The sequence below is a fragment of the Hydrogenophaga sp. 5NK40-0174 genome (assembly GCF_040372165.1).
GTDB lineage: Bacteria > Pseudomonadota > Gammaproteobacteria > Burkholderiales > Burkholderiaceae_C > Hydrogenophaga.
In genome coordinates this window covers 1-1,399 of sequence record NZ_BAABWG010000015.1, presented here as the reverse complement: position 1 = coordinate 1,399, position 1,399 = coordinate 1, and the positions used below count along the sequence as shown (strand labels likewise).

Annotated in this window: 1 protein-coding gene; it reads right to left on the bottom strand. The window is 53.7% G+C overall.

Going from position 1 to position 1,399, the window contains the following annotated elements:
* Positions 1–3 precede the first annotated feature (3 nt).
* A partial coding sequence (locus ABWV89_RS18820; RefSeq protein WP_353400608.1) for a VENN motif pre-toxin domain-containing protein occupies positions 4–1,399 on the bottom strand: 1,396 nt, incomplete at its 5' end.

Genomic DNA, 1,399 nt, shown 5'->3' with positions numbered 1-1,399 from the left:
TAATCACCTAATGATCATCAATTTTGACTTTTTAGATTCAGGTAACTCTGATATCCATTTATTTATTTTTGATTGATTTTCAACCGTGAGGTTTCCAAAATCCAAGAAGGTTATATCCGCTTTTCCCAAGTGGTCATTCAGGGATTCAACAGTTTTTGGCCAGTTTTTCTCAAAATTTCTATTTATAAACTTGGCAGCACCTGTATCAGTGAACATGAAATCACCAGTTTTGCCAGCATAGGGTCCACTCTCAAATTGAAAGTCTGGACTCTTTGGACGTGCACCCTTCGACGTTGGAGGTTCCAACATTCGAATCGTACTCCCAGTTGCATTTTCCAGATGAGCGGCACGGCGCACTTCATGTAGCGGAGATTCTGACTGGCTAGATAGCCTCAGAATACTCGACCGCGAGACCGAATCGGTAGGGTTGACGGCTCGGACGCCTGCGTCCTTATCAATGAACGTCACTGACAGGCCTTGCCCAGTCGGAGCCTGAGCTGGCGTTGCGGGTACAGTCGCACCGGTCGGAACTGCATTCCCCGCCGCATCCGTCAACGACACTTCGCCGTACTTCAGCCCATTGCTGCTGTAGGGGCCGGAACCGCTAGATGGCGCCAAACTCCTCGTCAAATCATCCGCATAGTCGCCCAAGGCCCTGAGCTGCCCGGGACTCATGGTCTCAACAGCAACCTTGCTGGGTCGGAAGACCTGCTTGCCTTTGTCCATGATGAACTTGCCCACGGTTTTGCCGCCAATAACGACAACGTATTCACCCAGGGCGCCTGCAGCCTCTGCAGCCAGTTCGGTGATGACCTTTTCTTGATTGCGCGCGGTGATCTCGGACTGGTAGTGGTCCGGAATGCTGTTGAGTGGGTCGTCGCTCTTGAACAACCGAACTTCCGCTTCGATCGGGCGGTTGACCAGTTCGACAAACGTTGCGTCATTCGCCGCTCGGTTCTCGGCGTTGAGCGTTTCGCCGTCAAGGTGGGCATCGCTTTGGTAGTCCGTGTCCCGGTAGCCCTCACCAAATCCGGTTCCATCTTCCATCAGCTTGTCGTATTTGCCACAACTGCCAGACGTGATGCAGTTAACTCGCTCCTTGGCCAGTTCAACGTTGTTCTCGTCGCTTATCCCCTGGTACTTGGCGGTTGCTATGGCCTTGCATGCGGCTTCGCCCGTACCCTTGCAGTCGTTGAGTTCTTCAGCGTATTTTTTCTGCTCTTCATGCTTGAGGAAGTTGTTCGCCACCGCATTGGAGCCGGTGATCTGCCCCATGTTCATGTTGGCTTGCAGGTCCCGTGTGGTGTCGCCCGCCAGGGCACCGCCCACGCCGCCAGCCACACTGCCGGCCAGGCCGGTGATGAAGACGGTGTTCTCGTTGATCGTCTTGCCGGGCACT